This is a genomic window from Azospirillum sp. NS33 (genome assembly GCF_059703765.1).
The window spans coordinates 38,598-59,611 of the sequence record NZ_BAAKJB010000023.1; the positions used below are offsets into that span (position 1 = coordinate 38,598).

Annotated in this window: 20 protein-coding genes; 7 read left to right on the forward strand and 13 right to left on the reverse strand. The window is 72.9% G+C overall.

Features of this window, described 5'->3' with window-relative positions; all coding sequences use genetic code 11:
• The first annotated feature begins 56 nt into the window (after positions 1 to 56).
• Positions 57 to 1,313, forward strand: a complete 1,257-nt coding sequence (locus AC6H2I_RS19770; protein WP_497502409.1) for a hypothetical protein — start codon at positions 57 to 59, stop codon at positions 1,311 to 1,313.
• Positions 1,314 to 1,322: 9 nt separating this feature from the next.
• Here the strand turns inward: AC6H2I_RS19770 and AC6H2I_RS19775 are convergent, their stop codons facing one another.
• Positions 1,323 to 1,787, reverse strand: coding sequence for a hypothetical protein (locus AC6H2I_RS19775; RefSeq protein WP_497502410.1), 465 nt, complete (start codon positions 1,785 to 1,787; stop codon positions 1,323 to 1,325).
• Positions 1,788 to 2,020: 233 nt separating this feature from the next.
• Between AC6H2I_RS19775 and AC6H2I_RS19780 the strand changes: the two genes are divergently transcribed.
• From AC6H2I_RS19780 to rodA, 4 genes are all read left to right on the forward strand, one after another.
• Positions 2,021 to 3,154, forward strand: coding sequence for an alpha/beta fold hydrolase (locus AC6H2I_RS19780; protein ID WP_497502412.1), 1,134 nt, complete (start codon positions 2,021 to 2,023; stop codon positions 3,152 to 3,154).
• A gap of 46 nt (positions 3,155 to 3,200) precedes the next feature.
• Entirely contained in the window at positions 3,201 to 3,971 is a 771-nt protein-coding gene (locus tag AC6H2I_RS19785; protein ID WP_497502413.1) for an RluA family pseudouridine synthase, read from the forward strand.
• Between the two features lie 34 nt (positions 3,972 to 4,005).
• Entirely contained in the window at positions 4,006 to 4,629 is a 624-nt protein-coding gene (locus AC6H2I_RS19790; protein WP_497502414.1) for a TetR/AcrR family transcriptional regulator, read from the forward strand.
• Positions 4,630 to 4,794: 165 nt separating this feature from the next.
• Positions 4,795 to 5,964, forward strand: a complete 1,170-nt coding sequence (gene rodA / locus AC6H2I_RS19795; protein WP_497502415.1) for a rod shape-determining protein RodA — start codon at positions 4,795 to 4,797, stop codon at positions 5,962 to 5,964.
• A 26-nt stretch (positions 5,965 to 5,990) separates the two neighbouring features.
• Here rodA and AC6H2I_RS19800 read toward each other — a convergent pair whose 3' ends face one another.
• The 12 genes from AC6H2I_RS19800 to AC6H2I_RS19855 form a co-directional block, all read right to left on the reverse strand.
• Positions 5,991 to 6,938 (reverse strand): MBL fold metallo-hydrolase, encoded by a 948-nt coding sequence (locus tag AC6H2I_RS19800; RefSeq protein WP_497502416.1) that lies wholly within the window; start codon positions 6,936 to 6,938, stop codon positions 5,991 to 5,993.
• Between the two features lie 212 nt (positions 6,939 to 7,150).
• Positions 7,151 to 8,074: a LysR family transcriptional regulator gene (locus AC6H2I_RS19805; RefSeq protein WP_497502417.1), complete on the reverse strand. Its 924-nt coding sequence runs from the start codon at positions 8,072 to 8,074 to the stop codon at positions 7,151 to 7,153.
• A 150-nt stretch (positions 8,075 to 8,224) separates the two neighbouring features.
• Complete coding sequence (locus tag AC6H2I_RS19810; protein WP_497502418.1) at positions 8,225 to 9,280, reverse strand: hypothetical protein; 1,056 nt, start codon at positions 9,278 to 9,280, stop codon at positions 8,225 to 8,227.
• A 130-nt stretch (positions 9,281 to 9,410) separates the two neighbouring features.
• The gene (locus tag AC6H2I_RS19815; RefSeq protein WP_497502419.1) at positions 9,411 to 10,739 is read right to left on the reverse strand and encodes a hemolysin family protein; all 1,329 of its coding nucleotides are present in this window, start codon (positions 10,737 to 10,739) and stop codon (positions 9,411 to 9,413) included.
• A gap of 157 nt (positions 10,740 to 10,896) precedes the next feature.
• Positions 10,897 to 12,084: a sensor histidine kinase gene (locus tag AC6H2I_RS19820; protein WP_497502420.1), complete on the reverse strand. Its 1,188-nt coding sequence runs from the start codon at positions 12,082 to 12,084 to the stop codon at positions 10,897 to 10,899.
• Complete coding sequence (locus tag AC6H2I_RS19825) at positions 12,081 to 13,202, reverse strand: cobalamin-dependent protein (RefSeq protein WP_497502421.1); 1,122 nt, start codon at positions 13,200 to 13,202, stop codon at positions 12,081 to 12,083. Before AC6H2I_RS19825 ends, AC6H2I_RS19820 begins: the two co-directional genes overlap by 4 nt.
• A 19-nt stretch (positions 13,203 to 13,221) precedes the next feature.
• Entirely contained in the window at positions 13,222 to 13,650 is a 429-nt protein-coding gene (locus AC6H2I_RS19830; protein ID WP_497502422.1) for a response regulator, read from the reverse strand.
• 301 nt (positions 13,651 to 13,951) lie between these two features.
• Entirely contained in the window at positions 13,952 to 15,337 is a 1,386-nt protein-coding gene (locus tag AC6H2I_RS19835; protein ID WP_497502423.1) for a PRC-barrel domain-containing protein, read from the reverse strand.
• Between the two features lie 153 nt (positions 15,338 to 15,490).
• On the reverse strand, positions 15,491 to 16,336 hold the full coding sequence (locus AC6H2I_RS19840; RefSeq protein ID WP_497502424.1) for an MBL fold metallo-hydrolase: 846 nt from the start codon (positions 16,334 to 16,336) through the stop codon (positions 15,491 to 15,493).
• A 29-nt stretch (positions 16,337 to 16,365) separates the two neighbouring features.
• Entirely contained in the window at positions 16,366 to 16,653 is a 288-nt protein-coding gene (locus tag AC6H2I_RS19845; RefSeq protein WP_497502425.1) for a hypothetical protein, read from the reverse strand.
• A gap of 107 nt (positions 16,654 to 16,760) precedes the next feature.
• Complete coding sequence (cydB, locus tag AC6H2I_RS19850; RefSeq protein WP_497502426.1) at positions 16,761 to 17,792, reverse strand: cytochrome d ubiquinol oxidase subunit II; 1,032 nt, start codon at positions 17,790 to 17,792, stop codon at positions 16,761 to 16,763.
• A 14-nt stretch (positions 17,793 to 17,806) separates the two neighbouring features.
• Positions 17,807 to 19,174, reverse strand: a complete 1,368-nt coding sequence (locus tag AC6H2I_RS19855) for a cytochrome ubiquinol oxidase subunit I (protein WP_497502427.1) — start codon at positions 19,172 to 19,174, stop codon at positions 17,807 to 17,809.
• Positions 19,175 to 19,412: 238 nt separating this feature from the next.
• Here AC6H2I_RS19855 and AC6H2I_RS19860 point away from each other — a divergent pair, with 238 nt between their 5' ends.
• Both AC6H2I_RS19860 and AC6H2I_RS19865 read left to right on the forward strand, forming a co-directional pair.
• Positions 19,413 to 19,919 carry an RNA polymerase sigma factor gene (locus AC6H2I_RS19860; protein ID WP_497502428.1) on the forward strand — a complete coding sequence of 169 codons (507 nt, stop codon included), beginning with the start codon at positions 19,413 to 19,415 and terminating at the stop codon, positions 19,917 to 19,919.
• A 95-nt stretch (positions 19,920 to 20,014) separates the two neighbouring features.
• Positions 20,015 to 20,935: a FecR family protein gene (locus AC6H2I_RS19865; RefSeq protein ID WP_497502429.1), complete on the forward strand. Its 921-nt coding sequence runs from the start codon at positions 20,015 to 20,017 to the stop codon at positions 20,933 to 20,935.
• Positions 20,936 to 21,014: the final 79 nt, after the last annotated feature.

The window sequence follows — 21,014 nt, forward strand, 5'->3', positions numbered from 1 at the left end:
GACGCGGTGGCGGCGCGCCCCACTTCCCTTCCCAGTGCGCAAGCGAGGAGGGAACGATGCTGCGGACCATCCTGGCCGCCGGGCTGGTCGCCGGAGGGCTGGTGCTGGCGCTGACCGCCCGGGGCTCGATGGCCACCGACCCGACGCCGTCGGCCGCGACCGCCGCGGCCGCCACCGGCATCGGCGCCGACTCCGGAGCCGGCATCGACTCCGGGATCGGCGCGCTGTGGGCCGAGGTCGACGAGACGGCCGGCGAGATCCTCGACCGGCGCGAGCCGGAATGGCGCAGCGAGGCGCTGCGCTACGATCCGGCGGCACAGCGCTCCTACGCCCTCAACAGCCTGCTGGACGAGGCGGTGGAGCGGCTCTCCCAAGGCCAGGCGACGGCGTTGCGGGCCAGCATCGCCGGCCTGCGCCAGGAGCGCGAGGGCCGGGCGTCCGACGCGGCCGGGCTGCGCGCCGCGCTGGCGGCCCTGCCGGAGGAGCGCTGCGACGCCGCCGGGGCCGACGCCTCCTTCGTTGCGCGGCAGCTCGCCTGCGTGTTCGCCACCTCGCGCGAGGACCAGGTCGAGCGCATCGCCGCCGCCCACCGCGAGATCGCCCGCATCGACGCCGAGATCGACCGGCTGACCGCCGATTTCGCCACCTCGCTGGAGGGCCTGGGCATCGCCCTGACGCCGCAGCAGGTGGACGGGCTGCTGCGCCTCGCCACCGCCGAGGGCATCGTCGCCGCCCACACCGTCTACGACAACCTGCGCGCCGTGAACGAGGAGCTGCAGCGCGCCACCGTCGCCACCGACGAATCCCTGGAGGTGGCGCGGCGCTATTACGGCGTCTACGCGGTGCTGCTGGAGGTGGCGCTGCACATGCACGAGCGCTTCCTCGACACCGTGCGCTACCAGCACCTGCCCCAGCTGGCCTCGATCGAGGCCGACGCCCGGCGCGCCCGCGACGAGGCCGCCCGCCTCAAGACCCGCGAGGCCGACACGGCGCTGACCGCCCAGCTCGACGCCAACCTGCAGGCGCTGGACACCACCCTGGAGGCGGCCGGCCTCTACCGCCGCGCCCTGGAGGAGCAGGCGGCCGCGGTGAAGACGGCGTGGCAGCGGGTCGCCCGGCAGCGCGACGTCGCCGTGAACACCTGGCGGACGGTGCGCGCCTCGGCCGACATGCTGGCGATGATGAACGAGAGCGGGCGCGCCTTCGAAACCCTGCTGACCCTGGAGCTGCCGCCGCCCCGCGCCTTCGAGAACGCCCGCCTGGAGCGCGAGTTCGAGCGCCTCACCGACCGCCTGGTCGCCCACCGCGACTGAGCGGGGCGCCTACTCCGCGGCCATCGGGGCGGCCATCGGGTAGGCCGACGCCCGGCAGGGCAGGAACACGCCCGCGGCGCCGAGGATGCGGCCGAGGTCGCGGGCGGCGGCCGACGCCATGCACAGGGCGACCAGGGGCAGCCAGCGGTCCAGCATGTCCATCCCGGCGGCGTCCTCGCCATGCTGGAAGGCGCCCAGCGCTTCCAGAAGGTGACGCTCGTCGCCATTCACCGCCTCGGCACCGGGCCGCTCCACCCGCAGCCGCCGTCCCCGGTCGGGGTCGGAGGCGAACACCCCCAGCAGCGCGAACAGCGGCAGCAGGGCATCGCCGGGGATGCGGGCCGACGACAGGGACAGGCGGATCGGCGTCATCGCCTTCGCCGTGCCGGAGCGGAACCACAGGCGCACCGCCGCCAGCAGGGCGCGTTCACCCTCCGTCATCGCCTCCATGCTCAGGGCGCTCATCCGGGTCATCGTCGTCCTCCCAGGTTTCGGTCGTGGCACCATCCTAGCGCATCCCGCCAAGATATGCGAGTCATTCTCATTTGCAGAAATCGGGCGCTCGGCCGCAGGCCGACGGCGCGACCAAGCGTGAGCGTGGCCGGTGACAAAGTCGGGACGGGCCCCGGCATAAAGTTGGTATTAAGGAGGATGCCGAACTCTGGTCGGTGCGATCGTAAGGGTTACGACCTTCGGAGGGAGGCAGGATGAATCACGCCATCGCCCGCGTGCTGCTGCTGCTGTTGACCATCGCCGCGACCCCCGCCGCGGCACAGATCCGCCTGGTGCCGGCGTACGGCGAAGCCGCCCTTGCCGGGCCCCAGGCGGCGACCGGCGCCCTGGTGTGGAGCCACGGCCGCTCGGTGGAGTCGGAGGATTCCGAGGCGCCGACCCCGGCCTATCTGCGGGCCGCCCGCGAGGCGGGGTGGGATGTCTACCGGCTCGACCGCATGCGCGTCTCCGACACCCTGACGCGCAGCGCCGACGCCCTGGCCGGACACGCCGAAGCGCTGCGCGCGCGCGGCTACCGCCGCGTCGCGCTGGCCGGCCAGTCGTTCGGCGCCTTCATCTCGCTGATCGCGGCGGGCCGGACCGACGCCGCCGACGCGGTGATCGGCACCGCCCCCGCGGCCTATGGCAGCTTCACCGAGAGCTACGACAGCTACCGCGAGAACGCCCGCCAGCTGTGGCGCATCCTGCGCAACGTGCGTTCGGCCCGGGTCATGCTGTTCTTCTTCCACGGCGACGATTTCGACCCGGGCGGCCGCGGCGAGACGGCGCGGGCCATCCTGGCCGCCCGCGGGCTCGAACACCTGGTGGTCGACCAGCCCGCCGCCCTGACCGGGCACGGCGCCGCCAACTCCGGCCTGTTCGTGCGCCGTTTCGCCGGCTGCATCGTCCGCTTCGCCGAGGCGCCGCCGCGGGACGGCGACCCGCCCTGCGACGGGTCGTGGGGGCGCAGCCCGACCACCGACTTCCTGGAGGCCGCGCTCGGCTCGTCGCGCGCCGAGCCGGTGCGCCGCCGGAGCGGTGCCGGCACCGACCTGCTGGGGCGCTGGTACGGCACCTACGTCAACGGGCGCGAGGTCATGCTCGACGTGGCGCGGGTCAGTGGCGACCGGGTCCAGGCCGACTACGTCCTGGGGCCCGGCGTCGAACCGGAGCAGCGCTTCGAACGGGTGCGCCGCAGCGGCCGCCTGGAGGAGGACACCCTGGTGTTCGACGAGCCCGGGCTCAACGTGCTGCGCTACCGCCTGCGCCACGACGGCCGCCTCGCCGCGACCTGGGTCGACCGCCGCAGCGACGCCCGTCTGGAAACGGTGCTGCGCCGGGTCAAGTGAACGACGGCGTTGCCAGGGGCCGCGCCGGCATGCTTCGGTGCGGCCCATGATCACCGCCCCTGCCCCCGCCGCCACTCCCGCTGCCACTCCCGCCGCCGCCCTGCCCTACAGCCTCGACGACCTGCGCACCCGCGTCCTCCACCTCGACCCCCATGTCCTGGTGCTCGACAAGCCGGCCGGGCTCGCCGTCCACGCCGCCCACCGCATCGAGCACCATCTGGGGCAGTACATGGACCTGTTGGCGTTCGGCGCACCGGAGGCGCCCCGCCTGTCGCACCGCCTGGACCGCGACACCGCCGGCTGTCTGGCGCTGGGCCGCACCGCCCACGGGGCGACGCGGCTCGGCCGGCTGTTCGCCACGGGGCAGGTGCGCAAGACCTACTGGGCGGTCGCCGACGGTGTGCCGGACGAGCCGGCCGGCGTCATCGACCTGCCCCTGCTGAAGCTCACGGTCCCCGGCTCCTGGAACATCGTCACCCATCCCGACGGTCAGCCCGCGGTCACGGAGTACCGGCTCCTGGGCAGCGACGGCGCCCGGTCGTGGCTGGAGCTGACGCCGCGCAGCGGGCGAACCCACCAGTTGCGGGTGCACTGCGCGGCCATCGGCTGCCCGCTGTCCGGGGAGCCCTACTATGGCCCGGAGCGCCGGCCGCCCGGCAACCTGCACCTGCTGGCCCGCGCCATCGCCTTCCGCCTCGACCCCGAGGGACCGGAGACCGCCGCCACGGCGCCGCCGCCGCCCCACATGGCGGCGGCCCTGGCGGCCTGCGGCTGGGCGGGCGATAGCGGTTGCCGGGACCGGCCTGCCGGGGTTTAGTCGGGTGGACATGGACGCGATCGGGAGAACGGCGATGGCGCGTGCGGAGGCGATCCCCGAGGCGGGGTCCAAGCCGGCGCAGATACTGGAGGCGGCGGGGCGGCTGTTCCTGGACGGCGGCTATGGCGCCGTGTCGATGGACGCGGTGGCCCGCACGGCCAACGTGTCGAAGGCCACGCTCTACGCCCATTTCCACAGCAAGGAGGCGCTGTTCGCGGCGATGATCGGCTGCGAGTGCCGCAACCACATGGCCAGCCTGTCCGCCGAGGACGTGGCGCGGATGGACACTGCCGACGCCCTGCGCACCATCGCCCGTCGCTTCCTCGGCCTGGTGCTGTCGGCCAAGGCGCTCGCCGCCTACCGCGTGGTGATCGGCGAGGCCCAGCGCTTCCCCGAGCTGGCGAGCGCGTTCTACGAGGCGGGCCCGGCGGGCTGGATCGAGAAGCTGGCCGACCATCTCGCCGAGGCCGACCGCCTCGGCCGGCTGCGGGTGGCCGAACCGCGCCAGGCGGCGGAGTGCTTCCTGGCCATGCTGAAGGGCGACCTGCACCTGCGCCTGCTGCTGGGCATGCGCGACCCGCCCGGAGCCGAGGAGGTCGAGCGCCAGGTCGAGCGCACGGTCGCCCACTTCCTGGCCGGCTACGCCGCGCGCGACTGACGCGCGGCGCGCCCCGCCCGCCCGTGTCCTTGATGGGCCGGGGCCGCGGGCGGCTTTACCCCGGCGGCGGAGTGGGGCACACTCCCGGCCGATCCGCATCCCGATCCGCATCCCGACCCGCATCCCGGCCGTCCCGCACGGCCCTCACTCGGCAAAGCGCAGCGCATGGTCGCCATTCTTCAGCACGGCTCCGGCGGGCTGGCGCCGCAGCGCCCGCATCTCACGCTGGGCACCAAGATCCGCATGATCAACTGGGGCCTGGTGCTGCTGGTGTGCGTCATCTCCGGCACCGGCATCGCCCTGCTCTACTCCGCCGCCGGCGGGGACTGGGACCCCTGGGCGAAGTCGCAGCTCATCCGCCTGATCCCCGGCCTGGTGCTGATGCTGGGCATCGCCCTGGTGGACGTGCGCATCTGGATGCGCTTCGCCTACGTCATCTACCTCGGCGTCCTGCTGCTGCTGATCGCGGTGGAGATCATGGGGCACATCGGCATGGGCGCCCAGCGCTGGATCAACCTCGGCTTCTTCGTGCTGCAGCCGTCGGAGCTGATGAAGCCGGCCCTGACCCTGGTGCTGGCCCGCTACTTCCACGGCCTGACCCTGGACCAGATCGGCAAGCCGCTGGTGCTGATCCCGCCGCTGATCCTGGTGTTCCTGCCGGTCGGTCTGGTGCTGCTGCAGCCCAACCTCGGCACGGCGCTGCTGCTGATCCTGGGCAGCGGCGCCATCTTCTTCGCCGCCGGGGTGCGGCTGTGGAAGTTCGCGATCGCCATCGGCAGCGGCCTCGCCGTGATCCCGATCGGCTGGGAGTTCCTGCACGACTACCAGAAGCAGCGCGTCTACACCTTCCTCGACCCCGAGACCGATCCCCTCGGCGCCGGTTACAACATCCTCCAGTCGAAGATCGCGCTGGGCTCCGGCGGCCTCTTCGGCAAGGGATTCATGATGGGCTCGCAGAGCCAGCTCATGTTCCTGCCGGAGAAGCACACCGACTTCATCTTCGTCGTCCTGGCCGAGGAGTTCGGCATGGCAGGGGCGGTGGCGCTGCTGTTCCTCTACTGCCTGCTGCTGATCTACGGCTACGTGATCGCGCTGTCGTGCCGCAACCAGTTCGGGCGGCTGGTGGGGGTCGGCCTGACCACCACCTTCGCCCTCTACATGTTCGTCAACGTCGCCATGGTCATGGGCCTGATCCCGGTGGTCGGCATCCCGTTGCCGCTGGTGTCCTACGGCGGCACGGCCATGCTGACCCTGCTGATCGGCGTCGGCCTGCTGCTGAGCGTCTCCGTCCACCGCGAGATCCGCATTCCCCGCTCCGGTGTCGGCGACGTGTGAACCGGCGCCGGCCGCGGGCGCCCACCTCAGAACTGCCAGTCGCTGGGCACCCAGGCGTACCAGCCGTCGTCGGTCTTCAGCATCCGCCCCAGCCCGGGAAACGGATAGTGGAAGCCCAGGACCAGCAAGCGGTCCGCCGCCGCCATGTCGAAGATGCGCCGGCGCGACGCCAGCGCGGTGTCCGTGTCGCGGTCCGGGCCCGGGCGCCAGGGCCGGTCGACGTTGACCACGGGGTGATACGCCAGATCCGCGGTCAGCAGCAGTTGCGCGTCGCCGGAGTGGAGAAGAAACGACACCATGCCGGGCGTGTGGCCCGGGGCGGCGAGCGTCGTCAGGCCCGGCACGATCTCGGCGCCGGCCCGGTAGAGTTCCACGGCATCGGCCACCGGCTCCAGGCTGCTCTTGATCGCCGCGGCGAAGCGGCGCCGGAAATCGGCGCCGACGGGCATGTAGCTGAGGTCGGGGTCGTTCTGCACGAAGAACGCCCAATCCTCTTCGGGCACATGGACGGCCGCGCGGGGGAAGGTCTTGCCGCCGTCGCGGTTGCGGAGGTTGCCGAGATGGTCGGGGTGGGCGTGCGACACGACCACGACGTCGATGTCCCGCGGGGCCACGCCGATGGCGGCGAGGTTGTCGAGAAGGCGACCGCCGTTCGGCCCCATGGTCTGGGCGGCTCCGGCTTCGATCAGGATGCGCCGCCCGCCGGTTTCGACCAGCAGCGTGTTCATGTTGAGCGTCATCCGATCGGTGGGCAGGAAGGCCCGCCGCAGGACCGCCTGCAGCTCGGCCTCCGGTGCGTCGTGCGCATACACCTGGGGCGGCCCGGTGAGCAGGCCGTCGCTCACGACCGTCGCCCGGATGTCGCCGATCGCGAACCGATACACGGCCGCGTTGCCGATGACGGACGGCGCCTGCCCGCGCGCCGCCCCCGGCCCGATCATCGGCGCCAGCGCGCCGCCCGCCGCGAAAAGCATGACGCGTCGTCGCCTGATCTCGAATGCCGACATGGGATTGCCCTCCATCGCTCGTTGCGTCCGACGCGGCGGCGTCGTGCCGGGCCACGTGGTGAGGTGGATATACGGCGCAGGAGGTGTTCCGAAAATCGAAACAAAGAAATAGTCTTCATCCGAATATTGGATAACGCGAGCGGTCGGCCGCCCCTGCCCGGTCGCGACGCCGGCGCCGCTCAGCGATCGGCGGCGACCACCTCGGCGACCACCCGGCGCAGCCAGACATGGCCGGGGTCGTCGTGGACCCGCTCGTGCCAGACCATCCGGTAGCCGAAATCGCCAAGCTCCAGGGGAGGTTTCAGCAGCACCAGGCGCATGCTGTCGGCGAACGCCTGCGCCGCCCGGTGGGGCATGGTCAGCATCAGGTCGGAGGACGCGGCGGCCAGCGCCGCCGTTGCGAAATAGGGCAGGACGAGTGCGATCTTGCGGGCACGGCCCATGGCGGCGAGCGCGCGGTCGACGGTCCCGGTCCGGCCGCCCGTCACCGTGACCAGGATGTGGGGGTAGGACAGATACGCGTCGAGCGGCAGGCACCCGCCGCCGGCCGCGGCCGCCGGGTGGTCCGAGCGCACGAGGCAGGCGAAGTGTTCCCGGTAGAGCTCCTTCGCCCGGAGCGCGGTCGGGACCGGGTTGTCGCTGTAGAGGGCGAGATCGAGATCGTTGCTGCCGAGCTCGTCGAACGAGGTCGGCGCGAGCGGCTTGATGTCCAGCTCCACCCCGGGTGCCGAGCCGAAGAAGCGGGGGGCGAGGCGCGGCAGGACGACGGTGGCTCCGTAATCCGTGGTCGCGATCCGGAACCGGCGCTGCGAGGTGGCCGGATCGAAGACGGCGGGCGGATCGAGGACACGCAGAACGCTCGTCAGCACGTCCTCCAACGGCTCGGCCAACGCCAGCGCGCGCGGAGTCGGCTTCATCGTCGAACCGCTCTTCACGAACAGGCGGTCGTCGAACAGGACGCGCAGCGCTGCCAGCGCGCGGCTGGTCGCCGGCTGGCTCATGCCAAGCAGCTTCGCCGTCTGCCCCACACTCGACGTCGCCAGCAGGCTCCTGAGAACGACGAGCAGGTTCAGGTCAACCTTGCGAAGATTCTGCTCCAGCATGTCCAGTCCCCAACCAAAGGACGGGCCGGCGCCGTCCCCCTTGTCCGACTCCCCCGGGTTGCTGTCCTCGGCATCCCGCCCCGGGGGAGGCGCGTGCGGCGGTCCCCACCGCGTCGTGGTCCGTCGCCGCGACGGTGGCGCAAGGCTGGGTCAGCCGAGGCGGCGCGAGGACGCCGGTCCGAGCCCCTGCCGCCACTCCCGCAGTTCGGCCTCGACGCGCTCGGCCGCGCGCTGGTCCCGGTAGCGTTTGCGCGCCCGGCCGGTGTCGCCGCGCTTGGCCATCGACTGCAGGCGCTCCGCCACCTCGGGCTCGGCGGCCACAGCCTGGCGCCAGCGGTCGAAGCGGATCTCCGCGACCGCGTCGACGACGGCCTGGAAGCCGGGCACGCGGCCCAGCTTGCCGACGCCCGGCGCCAGCCGCGCGGCGGTGGCCGCGGCGACGTCCCGGGGCATGCCGGGAAAGACCTTGCGCACCGCCTCGGCGAGGCGCTGCTTGAGCTCCTCGCTGCGCTCACGCGAGTCCGCCCCCCGCCCGGCCCGGACGGCGGTGCGGGCCAGCTTCCGGGCGTGCCAGGCGAGGATTTCGGCGGCGACGCCGCAGGCGTCCTCGTCCATCCAGACGGCGGTGTCCGTGTCGTCGCGCAGATGGCCGCGCACCGTCTCCGCGCATTCGCCATCCGCGGCGGTCGCCAGGGTCACCAGGTGAAGCGTCGTCAGTGACCGCAGGGACCGCTCCCGCGCCGCGTCGCCGGCGAGAAGGTGGTCAAGGCTGACGACGCCCCCCTCCAGCAGCATGCGGAGCAGGTCCAGGTCGTTGTGCGTCCAGCGCCGCGCCGCGACCAGACGGTCGGCCAGCGCCCGGTGCAGCCGCACGGCGGCCGCCTTGCCGGTCGCCGGAACCACCGACTGCACCCGCCAGAGCCCACCCTCGTAGCGGGCCATGGCCCACTGCCCTGCGCTGTCCACCGGCTGGTCGGTGGCAAAGCCGGTGGCCGCCCCCGCGTCCCCGGGGATGTTCCACAGACGGCTCACACGCAGACAGCCTTCGGGCGGGGGCTCGGCGGGCGGTCCCGGCTCCGAATAGAAGCTGCGGGCCGCCGGGCTCTTCACGACGTGGCGCCAGCCGGCGACCTCGGCGGCGAGGCTGTCGGGCATGCTGGCGGGACGGTCCCACTCGGCAAGTTTCAGGACGGTTTCGGGGGACATCGCGCTCCGGCGGGGACTGAAGGGTTGGACGGAGCGGATCTGAGGCCCCCGGACCGGGGCTTGTCAACCGGGCAGGCGCCCGGCCGGCGGCCAGGGAGGCCGGAGGGCCGGTGGCGCGTGCCCATCCCGGTCAATCCCGGCCGGACCGGGGCGTGTCGCGGAGGGCGTCGGGTGGCGCCACGGCGACCGGCTGCACCAGCACCTTGTCGACCCGGCGGCCGTCCATGTCGACGACCTCGAAGCGCAGACCGCGCCACTCGAAGGTTTCGGCCGCCGCCGGCAGGTGGCCCAGCCGGTCGAGCACGAAGCCGGCCAGCGTGTGATAGCCGCCGTCGCCGCGCAGCTCGGCCACGCCGAGCAGCGCCGCCGCCTCGTCGATCGGGGTCATTCCGTCGAGCAGCCACGAGCCGTCGGCGCGGCGCACCGCCGCCTCGCCGTCCTCGCCGGGCTGCGGCAGCTCGCCGGCGATGCTCTCCAGGATGTCGGTGACGGTGACGATCCCCTCCACGCTGCCGTATTCGTCGACCACGACCGCCATGTGCACCGAGGCCTGCTTGAACAGCTCCAGCACCCGCATCACCGGGGTGCCGTCGTGCACCACCAGGGGCGCCACCAGTGCGGCGCGCAGGTCGATGGGGCGGCCGTGCAGCGCCTGGTCCAGCAGGGTCTTGGCGGCGGCCACCCCTTCCACCTCGTCCAGCTGGCCGCGGCACACGGGAAAGCGCGAGAAGCCGCTGGCGGCGATCTCGCGGCCAATGGTGTCCGCCGGGTCGTCGGGGTCGAGCCACACCACGTCGCGGCGCGGCGTCATGATCGCGCGCGCCGGGCGGTCGGACAGGCGCAGCACCCCTTCGATCATCTGCTGCTCGACCGGAGCGAACACGCCGGCGCGCGTCCCCTCCTCGATCAGCGCCTTGACCTCCTCCTCCGTCACCGACTGCTCGCCCGCCTTGGGCAGGCGCAGCAACGCCAGCAGCCCCTCGGTGGAGGCGACCAGGAGCCACGCCACCGGGCCGCTGAACCGGGTGAGCGCGGCCATCGGCCCGGCCACCATCGCCGCGATGCCCTCGGCCCGGGCCAGCGCCACCCGCTTGGGCGCCAGTTCGCCGACGATGAGCGAGAGGTAGGTGATGGCCGCCACCACCAGGACGAAGGCGAGCTCGGCCGCGTAGGGCCGCAGCCAGGGCACGGCGGCCAGCTCCGCCGCCAGCGGCTCCGCCAGGGTCGCGCCGCCATAGGCGCCGGCGACGATGCCGACCAGGGTGATGCCGATCTGCACCGTCGACAGGAAACGCCCGGGGTCCTCGGCCAGCGCCAGCGCGGCCCGGGCGCCGCGGCTGCCGGCCTCGGCCATCTGCCGCAGGCGGACCCGGCGCGCCGAGACCACCGCCAACTCCGACATCGCGAAGAAGCCGTTGACGACGATCAGAAGCAGGACGATCAGCAGTTCCCAGATCATGGCTCGCTGCGGCTCCCGCGGCGCGCGCCGCGGCGTCGGACCGTCCGGTGGGTGGACCAGGCTCCCCGCCGTTCTACCGGATCGCGGCGCGGAAGGCCAGCTTGAGCCGGGCCGGGGCGGGGGTCGCGGCGGCCGGCCCGCGCCGGCGACCCGCCGGTCATCCCTCCACCGGCAGCTCGAAGCGGAAGGTGCTGCCGCGGCCGGGCGCGCTCTCCACCGCGATGGTGCCGCCATGGGCCTCGACGATGCTGCGGCAGATGAAGAGCCCGAGGCCGACCGAGGCGTCGCCCGAGGCCGCCACGACCGAGGTGCGGGAATAGGGCCGGAAGAGCTGGTCGACGTCGTCGGCCGGGATGCCCCGGCCGTGGTCGATCACGGCGACGCCGACGCCGCGCGCGGCGCGTTCCACGACCACCCGCACATGCCCTCCGGCGTCGGAGAACTTGATGGCGTTGGACACGAGGTTGTTCATCACCTGCTCGATTCGGGGCGGATCGACCGGCACCGGCGGCAGGCCGTCGGCCACCGCGGCGGCGAGCGTGACGTCGCGCCCGGAGGCCAGGATGGCGTTGCTGGCCAGGTTGGCGCGGACCAGCGCACCGAGGTCCACGGGTCGGCGCACCAGGGTGAGCCGCCCGGCCTGGAGCGCCGACAGGGAAAGCACGTCCTCGATCAGGTGGCGCATGAACTGGCTGGATTCGCGGATGCGCTCCAGGCCGGCGATGTCGCGCGGCTCGACCCGGTCCTTCAGGCGCCCCGTCAGCATCCAGGCGAAGCCGGCGATGATCTGAAGCGGGGTGCGCAGGTCATGCGCCAGCATGCCGAGGAGGCGGCTCTTCTGCGCGTCGCTGGCCGCGAGCTCGGCGTTGGCCTTGGCCAGTTCGCGCTGGGTGGTGGCGAGCTGGCTGTTGAGCCGCGCCATCTCGTCGAACAGCGCCTCCATGGTCGGCGCCGGCCGCGCCTCGCCCAGCGCCGTCAGCAGCGTGGCGAGATCCGGCCGGACGCGGCCGACGGCGGCGCACAGGGATGGCGCGGCCCCCGGCGCGTCGGCGACCGCCAGGGCGATGATCGCGCCCAGCGTCCGCCCTGACACGTACAGCACGCGCTCCGCCGCGGCGTCCACGGTCTCCAACGGCCAATCGACCACCACCCCGTCGCGGCGCAGGGTGGCGAACAGGTCCAGGGCGCGGCCGAAGGGCTGCAGGCCGAACAGCACCGGGAACGGCACGTCGATCCGCGGCTCGAGCCCGGCGATCCCTCCGCCGACCGCGTGCACGGCGGTCACCCGTCCGTCACGGTCGCACACCAGGACGGCGCCGGCGCCGCGACCGTCGGCACCGGTCACGGCGGCGCCCCTGCCGCGAGCAGCCGTCCCACGGCGCGCACCGCACCGTCGGCGCCCGCCGCCGAGGCGTCGGCGCCGACCTTGCGCCACAGGTCGGGATCGATGTTGAACGGGTAGCCGCCGACCAGGATGCGTGGCGCCGCGGCGCCGGCGTCGGCGCGCACGGCGGCGATCATCTCGGCCACCTTGCCGATGTGGCCGGTGATGGTGGCCGACACCGCCAGCACGTCCGCTCCGCGCTCGCGCACCGTCCGCACCACCGCCGCCACCGGGACGTTGGCGCCGATGTAGTAGGTGTCCCATCCCTCCATCTCGAAAAAGTCGGCGACCATGCGCATGCCGACCTCGTGCAGCTCCCCGCCGACGCAGGCGGCGACCAGGGTGCGGCCGACACGGGCGCCGGCGAAGATGCGGGGGTAGAGGATGGCCATCGCCGCCTGGGTCGCGGCGGTGGCGAAATGCTCGTGGGCGACGCTGATGCGCCCGGTCTGCCATTGCCGCCCGACCTCGCGCAGGACCGGCTGGAAGACGTGGAGGTACACCTCGCGCACCGGCAGCCCGGCCTCGACGCGCTCGAGCACCAGCCCCGTGGCGTGGCGGCGGTCGCCGGCCAGCAGGGCCGCCAGGTAGGCCTGGGCGAGCGCCGCGTGGGGCGCCTCGGGACCGATCGCCGGCGGCAGGTCCACCGGGGCGGTCGGCAGGATGGCCAGCGCCGCGGCGATGCAGGCATGGGCCCGCCGCGCCGGCTCGCCCCCGACCGCCTCGTCGATCACCTCGCCCAGCAGCACGAGGCTGTCCGCCATCTCCTGGACGGGAATGCGCAGCCCGGCGAACAGCACCTTCGCCCAGGCGATGTACTCCCGGAACAGGCCGGGACTGTCCACCGCCACCGCCTCGCCCAGGTACAGGAGATGGTACCCGACGTCCTCGACGCATTTCTCCCGGCCGGCGTCCCCGTATCGCGCGTACAGGTCCGGTCTGCGGGCGAACTGGCGTTCGACCACCGCGCGGGCAAGCTCGCCGCGGCGCTCGACGATCGCCGTCGCAGTCTGCATGGAGGCCATCCCCTGGAACCAGATGCGGGGCGATGATACACGCCGGCCAGCGTGCCCTGCCATCGGCCATGGGACAGAGTGTCTAGCGCGCCTGTTGGATGGCGAAGGTCAGACGTTTCATCAGATCGGCCTTCGACACCGGCTTCACCAGGTAGCCGGAGATGCCGTAGGCGATGGTCTGCTTGACGGTCTTCGCCTCGCTGTGGGTGGTGAGCACGATCACCGGCAGGTTGGACAGGGGGTTGCCGGTCGCCGTGCGCAGCGCGTGCAGGAGATCGAGACCGCCCATCCTCGGCATCTCGAGATCGCAGATCGCCACGTCCACCGCTCCACCCTGGCGGCGCAGCACCTCCAACGCGGCCACCCCGTCGGCCGCCTCCCATGACTCGCGGACGTGGAGATCCTGAAGCAGGCGCAGCACCAGCTTGCGGGTGAAGGAATCGTCCTCCACCACCAGAACGCGGAGATCCTCGATCGAGCGCAGCCGCGCACCGCCACCGCTTACACCCATCGCAACTCATCCTCCGCCCCGGCGGGCGCGTCAAATTCATTGTCACACAAAGGAAAACAAGCACGAATCCCTTGTCCATCACTTTTGCAATCGGCGGTGTGAGCGGTCCGGCGGGCGACCCTGGCCGACACCGAAGCGGCGGAGCCCGACCCGACCGGCGCGGCGCCAGCGTGCGGACCGGGGCCGGGCCAGGCCGGGGCCGCAGGCCGGGAACGCAGACGCGCCAAGGGCGCCGGACCGCTGGTCCGGCGCCCCCGACACGCCTTCGGAAACCCGCGAAGGCGACGCCGCGCGGTCCGCCCTACTCGACGCCCCGGTCGCGCAGCGACGTCATGGTGTCGTTGTATTCGAACGACTCCATCGCCTCGAGCTGCTCGCGGGTGGTGTCCACCGAGAGCCCGTCCTGGCCGGCGTCGAACGACAGGCGGTCGAACTGCAGCGCCACGTCGTGCTCGCCGATGCCGAGGAAGCCGCCGACGGCGACCACCACCTGCTGGATGTTCCCGCTCTCGGGGTCGAGGATCACGTCCTCCACCTCGCCGATATCGTCGCCGGTGCGCGAGTAGACGTCGCGGCCCAGCAACTCCTCGACGCGCATGCCGGCGGGCCAGCCCTGGATGCCGTAGTCGGCACCGCCGGCCGCGGCCAGGTCGCTGCCCGACCCGCTCTCGTCGACCCCGCTCTCGTCGACCGGAGCGATCACGGCGAGGTCACCGGCATCCCGGTCCACACCCAGCGTCGCGCCGCCCATCGCGGAGCCCGGCTCCACCCCGCCCTGGCCGGCGTCGGCCGACTGCTGGCGCTCCACGTCGACCTGGGGCGCGCCCTCGCTCTCCACGGCCACCTGGGGCTCGCCCTGGCGCTCGACCGTGACCTCCGGCCGGGCCTGCTCGACCGTCACTTCGGGACGGGCCTGCTCGACGGTGACCTCCGGCCGGCTCTGCTCGACCGTCACCTCGGGCTGCGCGCGCTCGACCGTCACCTCGGGCCGGGCCTGCTGGACGGTGACCTCCGGCTGGGGCTGCCGGACCGTCACCTCGGGCTTGGGCTGCTGCACCGTCACCTGCGGCCGCGGCTGCTGCACCGTCACCTCGGGCTGCCGGGTCTGGACGGCCACCTGCGGAGCCTGCGTGTCCACCGTCACCTCGGGCGGCTCGGTCTGGACGGCGATCTCCGGATTGGCGGGGTCGACGGTCACCTGGGCGCCCTCGGCACCCTGGGCGCCCTGGAGGTCGGAGCGCTGCTGGCGCGCGCCGGTTTCCTCGAAGGCGATGATCACGGCCTCGACGTCGGCAATGGCGTTCATCGCCTCGGGGGACAGGTCGCCGCCGTCACCGACGGCCGTCATCGCCGAGCGGCTGCTCGATTCCAGCTGCGTCCCGACCTGGCCGTACTGGGCGTCCCCCTTCAGGTCGGCCGCTGCGTCCTCGAGGTCCTGCAGCGCCTGGCGCAGCTCGGTGCGCGCCTGCTCGCCGGCTCCGCCGGGCTGGGACATGCCCTGCTTGGCCTGCTGCAGGGTCTGCTTGGCCTCGGCGATGGTGTCCTTGGCGCTCTGGATCTCGGCGGATGCCGAGGCGCCACTCTGGCTGGACGGCTGGGTTGCGGGCTGCCCCTGCTGCGCCGACGCGACACCCGGAAGGGCCAGCGACAGGACAACCGCGGTGGTCATGAGAAGGGGGGTTCGCATGGTAGTCTCCGACGGTTTCGTGGCGTTCGTCTCGGGGCGCCGGCAGGGGAGACAGGCTCCCCCCGACACCCACACGCTGCGAACCGGCGGTGCCGCGAATGGTTCCGCTGTGGGTGCCCGCAAACCGCGCCGCACCATCCCCGGCCCGCAACCTCAGCCGCCGGTTCCCGGCCCGTCCGCGAGGTCGATGGTGGTGCCTTCGCGGGCCGCGAACACCGGCGGCCAGACCGCCTGGGCCGCCGCCTCGATGGCGGCCATGGCCGCGTCGTCGTGGTCGGGATCGTGGTGGAACAGGGCCAGGCGCCGGACGCCGGCGGCCTGGCACAGCCGGACACCCTCCGTCCAGGTCGAGTGCCCCCATCCCACGCGCCGGGCGTGTTCCTCGTCGGTGTAGGTGGCGTCGTAGAGCACGAGGTCGGCGCCGGTGATGAGGTCGAGGACATGACGGTCGGGCCGGCCGGGCACGTGCTCGGTGTCGGTGACATAGGCCATCGCCCGCCCGCCGCACTCGATGCGGTACCCGGTGGCCCCGTCGGGGTGGTTGAGGGGGGCCGTGCGCACCCGCACGCCGGAGCCGAGGTCGATGGTCTCCCCCGCCGTCACCTCCAGATAGCTGAGGTCGCCGGCCAGGGTGCGCAGCGGCACGGGGAACAGCGGATGCTCCATCTGCCGCGCCAGCACCGCCTCGATCCCGGGATTGCCGGTGACGTGGGCGCTGACGACGCGCAGGGCGAAGCCGGGGGTGTAGGCCGGCGCGAAGAACGGGAAGCCGCTGATGTGGTCCAGGTGGGTGTGGCTGAGCAGCAGGGTGGCCGAGCGCGCGCCCTCCTCGAGCAGACGCCGGCCCAGAAGGCGGATTCCGGTGCCGGCGTCGACGACGATGGTCTGCCCCGCCGCCCGGATCTCCACGCACGCGGTGTTGCCGCCGAACGCCATGTGCGAGCGCGCCGGACAGGGGACCGTTCCGCGCACGCCCCAGAAGGTCACCGTGAAGCCCATGCCCACCCCGCCGCCGCCAAGCGGTCACTTTAGCACAGGTCGGGCGATCCGCTGGTATGGCCATCGAACGGGTGGGCGTCCGGTGCCGGCGGCCCGGCTTCGGCCGCCCCGATGATGTCGATGACCCGCGCTTCGCAGTCGATGCGCAGGCCGCACCGCGCGCAGGCGGCCGGCGGACAGCCGCGCGTGGCCTTGAGCGCCGCGAGCTCCGCCGGCATCGCGCGCTCGCGCGCCGGGCCGTCCACGTCGCTGCCGACCACGCACACGAACGCCTCTTGCAGGATGTCGCCGGCCGCCGGCCGCAGATCGAACCGCATGGGGCCCCCTCTGCGCGTCGCCTCCACCGCCCGTGTTCGCATGGCCGTGTTACGCCCCGATTGCCGCCGCGTTGGCGCGCTGAAACCCGCGCCGCGAGGACGCTTCCTCAGTGGTAGCCTTCGGCGTCGGCCACCTTGCCCCGGAACACCCGGTAGGAGAAGGCGGTGTAGGCGAGGATGACGGGAAGCAGCACGACCACGCCCACCAGCAGGAAGAGCTGGGAGTCCGCCGGCGACGCGGCGTCCCAGATGGTCAGCGCCCGCGGCACCACGTAGGGCCACAGGCTGATGGCGAGGCCGAGGAACGACAGGGCGAACAGCGCCATCACCAGCAGGAAGGGCGCGGTCTCGCGGCGCCGGGCCAGGGTGACGAACAGGGCGGCGACCACCACCGCCGTCACCACCGGAACCGGGCTGAGGTACAGCAGGTTCGGCCGGCTGAACCAGCGGTCGGCGATGTCGGGGTGGCTCAACGGCGTCCAGACGCTGACCACCACCACGAAGCCGGCCACCGCGGCGGCCAGCGCCCGGGCGGCGGTGAAGGCTCGGTCCTGGAGCGGGCCCTCGGTGCGCATCACCAGCCAGGTGGCGCCGAGCAGGGCGTAGCCGCACACCAGGCCGATCCCGGTCATGGCGCTGAAGGGGGTGAGCCAGTCGAACGTCCCGCCGCCGTAGCGCCAACCGCCGCCGTCGACCCGCTCCAGGGGGATGCCGTCGATGTAGGCGCCCAGCAGCACGCCCTGGGCCAGCGTGGCGACCAGCGAGCCCAGGAAGAAGGAGGCATCCCACCAGGGCTGCCGCCGCCCGGCCTTGAAGCGGAACTCGAACGCGACGCCGCGGAAGATCAGGCCGAACAGCATCACCATGACCGGCAGGTAGAAGGCCGGCAGGATGGTGGCGTAGGCCAGCGGGAAGGCGCCCATCAGCGACGCCCCGCCGAGGATCAGCCAGGTCTCGTTGCCGTCCCAGACCGGCGCGACGCTGTTCATCATGGTGTCCCGTTCCCGCCGGTCGCGCGTGAACGGGAAGAGAATGCCGACGCCCAGGTCGAAGCCGTCCAGCAGCACATACATGAAGACGCCGAAGGCGATGATGGCGCTCCACACCAGGGAGAGGTCGACGGTGGCTTCGCTGGGCATGGCGGCGTTCCCTCTCAACCGGCCTTGTGGACGACGGCACGCGCCTTGTCGTGGAAATGCAGCGACCCGGTGCCGTCGCCGGGGCCCAGGCGCACCAGGCGCAGGAAGAACACCAGGAAGGCGGCGAACAGGACGGTGTAGGCGACGATGAAGAGGGCGAAGGTCCAGGCCACCGACGCGGCCGGCAGCTCCGACACCCCGTCGGCCGTGCGCTGCAGCCCGTAGACCACCCAGGGCTGGCGCCCGACCTCGGTGGTGACCCAGCCCGCCAGCACCGCGACGAAGCCCAGCGGCGACGCCAGCACCGCCAGGCGGTGGAACCAGCGGGTGTCGTGGAGCCGGCCGCGCCAGCGCAGGGCCAGGCCGGCCACGGCCATGGCGATGAACAGCAGGCCGATGCCGACCATCAGCCGGAACGACCAGAACACCACCGTCACCGGCGGACGGTCGGCGGCGGCCACCTCGCTCAGGCCGCGCACCGTGCCGTCCAGGGAATGGGTCAGGATCAGGCTGCCCAGCCCGGGGATGCCGAACTCCACGACGTTGCGCCCCGTCGCCTCGTCGGGCCACGCGAACAGCAGCAGCGGCGCGCCCGACTGGGTTTCCCAGATCGCCTCCATGGCGGCGACCTTCATCGGCTGGTGCTCCAACGTGTTGAGGCCGTGCATGTCGCCGATCACCAGCTGGGCCGGGGCCGCCACCAGCGCCATCCACATGGCCAGCGAGAACGCCCGCCGCGCGGCCGCCGGCTGGATGCCGCGCAGCGTGTGCCAGGCCGAGACGCCGGCCACCAGGAACGCCGAGGCCAGCAACGACGCCACCACCATGTGGGCGAGGCGGTAGGGGAAGGACGGGTTGAACACCGCCGCCCACCAGTCGACGGCGACGATCCGCCCGTCGACGATGGCGTGACCGGCCGGCGTCTGCATCCAGGAGTTCCCGGAGAGGATCCAGAACGCGGAGAACAGGGTGCCCAGCGCGACCAGGCAGGTCGCGAGGTAGTGGACCCGCGGCGTGACGCGCTGCCAGCCGAACAGCATGATGCCGAGGAACCCCGCCTCCAGGAAGAAGGCGGTCAGCACCTCGTAGCTGATGATCGGTCCCAGAAGGTTGCCGGTGAAGGCGGAGAAGCGGCTCCAGTTGGTGCCGAGCTGGTAGCTCAGCACCAATCCCGACACCACGCCGACGCCGAAGGCCAGGGCGAACACCTTGGTCCAGAACCGCAGCAGCCGGTGCGCCTCGGGATCGCCACGGCGCAGCCAGTCCCCCTCCAGCACCACCAGGAACAGGCCGAGGCCGATGGTGAGGGTCGGGAACAGGATGTGGAAGCCGATGGTGAAGGCGAACTGCAGACGGCTCAGGATCAGCACGTCGAGGTCCATGCCGCGCTCCCCGGAAGCGTGCGGTGGTGGTGTCCGGTCGAACGCCGGCCGTAGGAGGGCAAGTTGGGTTCCGGCGGCGCCCCGCCAATCGGGGAGACGGCATAGGCCGCGCGACAAAGCGCCGCGATGCATATTGCGATTAACATTCATTCTCATTAAGATCGCATGGCCGGGTATGCGACGGCCGGACGCGGGGGCTCCCCGGCGGCCGTGGGCGACAGGGAACCGCGACGCAAGAATGGCCGATTCCGATGATCTCTCCCGGGTGTTCGCCCGCTACCGGCCGCAGCTGCTGCGCTATTTCGCGGGCCGGCTGGCCGGCCGCGGGGTGTCGGAGGACCTCGCCCAGGAGGCGTGGATCCGCTTCGCCCGCAACGGCACCGCCGCGCTCGCCGCACCCTGGCCCTACATGCTCAAGATCGCGCGCAGCCTGGTGATCGATCAGGAACGGGTTCACCGCCGCCGGCTCGGCGCGCACGCCGTCGCGGAGATCCTGGATCTGCCCGACGAGCAGCCCAGCCAGGCGAAGGCTCTGGAGGACCGCGACCAGCTCGCCTGCCTGGCCGACATCCTGCGCGAGCTGCCGGACCGCCAGCGCCGGGCCGTGGTGGCGTCGCGGATCGAGCAGCGCCCGCACGCCGAGATCGCCCGCGACCTGGGGGTGTCCGTGCGGACGGTCGAAATGGACATCCGCCGGGCCATTGAATATTGTGGGGTCCGCCTCCGCAAGAAGAACCGGGCCTGACCGGCGTGTCCGCGCCCCCCGCGCGATGGCCGGTCCGGGCCCACCGCACGACGACGCCTCCCGCCGCCCGGTCCACCTCAGGGGAAGGAGAGACGGTGCACCAGGAGCACGATTCTCTGCAAAGAGACGCGGCCGCCTGGATCGCACGCCTGACCTCGGGCGAGGCAACCCTGGAGGATGCCGAGGCGCTGCGGCGGTGGCGGGCGACCAGCCCCGGCCACGACCGCGCCTTCCGGGACGCCGCCCGCCTGTGGTCGCGCCTCGGCCCGGCCCTGGCGCCGGCCGCGCGGCCCGCCCGCTCCCGCCGCGCCGTGCTGACGGGACTGGGCCTGTCCGCCGCCGCCGCCGCCGCCGGCCTGGTCCTGTCCGAGGTCGGCGCGCTGCCGCCGATGGCGGCGATGGCCGCGGACTTCGCGACCGGCGTCGGCGAACAGAAGGACATCGCGCTGGCCGACGGCTCGTCGATCCGCCTCGGCGGCGCCTCGGCCCTGTCGCTGGACGGCGGCGGCGGCCGGCGGCTCACGCTGCTGGCCGGCGCGGCCGTCTTCACCGTCGCCGACGGCGGCGGGCAGCCCTTCGTGGTGTCCGCCGGACGCGGCGACACCGCGGCGGCGGCGGGCACCTTCGCGGTCGCCCTCGGCATCGGCGACGTCCTCGTCGAATGCCTGGACGGGCGGGCGCGCGTCGCCTGCGGCGACGGGCGCTGGCTGGCGCCGGGCGAGGCGCTGCGCTACACGCCGGACGGGCTGGGGCCGGTCGTCGCGGCCGCACCCGACACCGCCGCCCAATGGCGCAACGGCCTGCTGGTGTTCCGCGACCGCCCCCTCGCCGAGGTGGTCGCCGATCTCAACCGCTACCGCAAGGGCAAGGTGATCGTCGCCGGCGGTGCGCTCGACGCCCGGCGGGTGTCCGGCGTCTTCCACCTGAGCCATCCCGACGAGATCCTGGCCCATCTGGAGGACACGCTGCACACCCGCCGCATCGACCTGCCCGGCGGCATCGTCATCCTGCGCTGACCGCGGGGGCCGGCCGGTGCCGCGGCCCAAGAAAATTTTCGTGTTGCCGCGCGCCCGTCGTCTTTTCCCATGAGACTCG

Coding starts and splice junctions, on each gene's coding strand:
- AC6H2I_RS19775 (WP_497502410.1), bottom strand. CDS start 1,787: ATGACCCGGATGAGCGCCCTGAGCATGGAGGCGATGACGGAGGGTGAA.
- AC6H2I_RS19805 (WP_497502417.1), bottom strand. CDS start 8,074: ATGCTGGAGCAGAATCTTCGCAAGGTTGACCTGAACCTGCTCGTCGTT.
- AC6H2I_RS19835 (WP_497502423.1), bottom strand. CDS start 15,337: ATGCGAACCCCCCTTCTCATGACCACCGCGGTTGTCCTGTCGCTGGCC.
- AC6H2I_RS19790 (WP_497502414.1), top strand. CDS start 4,006: ATGGCGCGTGCGGAGGCGATCCCCGAGGCGGGGTCCAAGCCGGCGCAG.
- AC6H2I_RS19810 (WP_497502418.1), bottom strand. CDS start 9,280: ATGTCCCCCGAAACCGTCCTGAAACTTGCCGAGTGGGACCGTCCCGCC.
- AC6H2I_RS19855 (WP_497502427.1), bottom strand. CDS start 19,174: ATGGACCTCGACGTGCTGATCCTGAGCCGTCTGCAGTTCGCCTTCACC.
- AC6H2I_RS19825 (WP_497502421.1), bottom strand. CDS start 13,202: ATGGCAGGGCACGCTGGCCGGCGTGTATCATCGCCCCGCATCTGGTTC.
- AC6H2I_RS19770 (WP_497502409.1), top strand. CDS start 57: ATGCTGCGGACCATCCTGGCCGCCGGGCTGGTCGCCGGAGGGCTGGTG.
- AC6H2I_RS19830 (WP_497502422.1), bottom strand. CDS start 13,650: ATGGGTGTAAGCGGTGGCGGTGCGCGGCTGCGCTCGATCGAGGATCTC.
- AC6H2I_RS19800 (WP_497502416.1), bottom strand. CDS start 6,938: ATGCTTTTCGCGGCGGGCGGCGCGCTGGCGCCGATGATCGGGCCGGGG.
- AC6H2I_RS19840 (WP_497502424.1), bottom strand. CDS start 16,336: ATGGGCTTCACGGTGACCTTCTGGGGCGTGCGCGGAACGGTCCCCTGT.
- AC6H2I_RS19780 (WP_497502412.1), top strand. CDS start 2,021: ATGAATCACGCCATCGCCCGCGTGCTGCTGCTGCTGTTGACCATCGCC.
- AC6H2I_RS19845 (WP_497502425.1), bottom strand. CDS start 16,653: ATGCGGTTCGATCTGCGGCCGGCGGCCGGCGACATCCTGCAAGAGGCG.
- AC6H2I_RS19815 (WP_497502419.1), bottom strand. CDS start 10,739: ATGATCTGGGAACTGCTGATCGTCCTGCTTCTGATCGTCGTCAACGGC.
- cydB (WP_497502426.1), bottom strand. CDS start 17,792: ATGCCCAGCGAAGCCACCGTCGACCTCTCCCTGGTGTGGAGCGCCATC.
- AC6H2I_RS19785 (WP_497502413.1), top strand. CDS start 3,201: ATGATCACCGCCCCTGCCCCCGCCGCCACTCCCGCTGCCACTCCCGCC.
- AC6H2I_RS19860 (WP_497502428.1), top strand. CDS start 19,413: ATGGCCGATTCCGATGATCTCTCCCGGGTGTTCGCCCGCTACCGGCCG.
- rodA (WP_497502415.1), top strand. CDS start 4,795: ATGGTCGCCATTCTTCAGCACGGCTCCGGCGGGCTGGCGCCGCAGCGC.